The sequence below is a fragment of the Streptococcus atopicus genome (assembly GCF_049166725.1).
GTDB classification, from domain to species: domain Bacteria; phylum Bacillota; class Bacilli; order Lactobacillales; family Streptococcaceae; genus Streptococcus; species Streptococcus hominis.
Genome location: NZ_JBMHFC010000024.1, coordinates 1 through 1,325, shown reverse-complemented (window position 1 = coordinate 1,325; position 1,325 = coordinate 1). Strand labels below are relative to the sequence as shown.

Genomic DNA, 1,325 nt, shown 5'->3' with positions numbered 1-1,325 from the left:
ACGTCGAGTATTGAAAATGACATCACTAAAACAAGGTATCATTCAAGACAAAGAGGGAATTATCATGCGGACTGTGTTTGGAATTGATGTGAGCAAGGCAAGTTCAGAGGTGGCTATTTTAGTCAACAGTGAGACGGTTCATGGCTACACCATGCCCAACGATACCATTGGATTCCGCCGTCTCTTGGAAGACCTGAAGCAAGTCCAAACACCAGAGATTGTTTTTGAAGCTACAGGAGCGGCTCCAAGCTTTTCTGGAGGAAAATGGCTACACTTATACACGGCTCAATCCTTTGGAAACTAAGAAGCAACTGGATAGCCTGCGAGTTCGTAAAACAGATAAGATTGACGCTGAAAAACTAGCACAATCTCAATTTGTGCTCAATCGTAAACCGACCTATGTTCAAGAGGAGGTTTATCAAGACTTGCGGGATTTGAGTCGTTTCTATCAGAATCTGACAGAGGATACCGTTCGTACTAAGAATCGCCTTCACAAAGTACTGCAAGTGACCTTCCCCGAACTGGAGTCCATCTTGTCAACACCAACGGGAGAACAATACTGGCAGCTGGTGAGGGCATTCCCAAGTAAAGCTTTCGTCCTGGAAGTGTCTGAGATGGAACTGACTACCAGCATTCGGCAGTCTACAGCCAAACGCATCTCTGACAAGCGTGTCGCTTATCTGGTGGGGAAACTCATTGAACTAGCCAAACAGTCTTATTGTGCTACCAAGAAAACCTCTCCAATGATCGAAGAGGTTCGTTACTATGCAGGAGAACTCCAACGATTGACCGAACGCAGACAGACTATCTTAGAAAAAATGATAGAGCTGGCCAAACCTCTACCAGAATACGAGATTCTTCTCTCTATTCCTGGTATCGCTGAAACAACCGCCACCTCTATCATAGGCGAATTAGGAGATATTCGCCGTTTTCAGTCTAGTCTGCCAATCAAATCAACGCCTTTATTGGAATTGATCTAAGACACTACGAATCTGGAAACTTTCTGGCTCAAGAACACATCACCAAACAGGGCAATCCTTATGCCAGAAAGATTCTCTTCAAGACCATTCACAACATTGCTTCGGCCAGTCATACCAATCCTTGCCACATTGCGGACTTTTATGAGAAACGAAAAAGACAATCGCAGACGACTTCAACTAAGTCTCATACGATTGCCTCAATGCATCGCTTCATAAGGACAATGTATTACCTCATTACGCATAACAAACTTTACGATTACACTTTAACCCAAAATCATTAAAGCCGTCTATGCTCTATCATTGTAACACCTTATGAAAAAAATAGCTAGATAAGGTGTTGATTTT

Annotated in this window: 1 pseudogene; it reads left to right on the top strand. The window is 43.2% G+C overall.

The annotated features are described in order from the left end of the window. Positions 1-64 precede the first annotated feature (64 nt). Positions 65-1,261 (top strand): annotated as a pseudogene (locus tag ACOMA9_RS09755) (IS110 family RNA-guided transposase). The last annotated feature ends 64 nt before the right edge of the window (positions 1,262-1,325 follow it).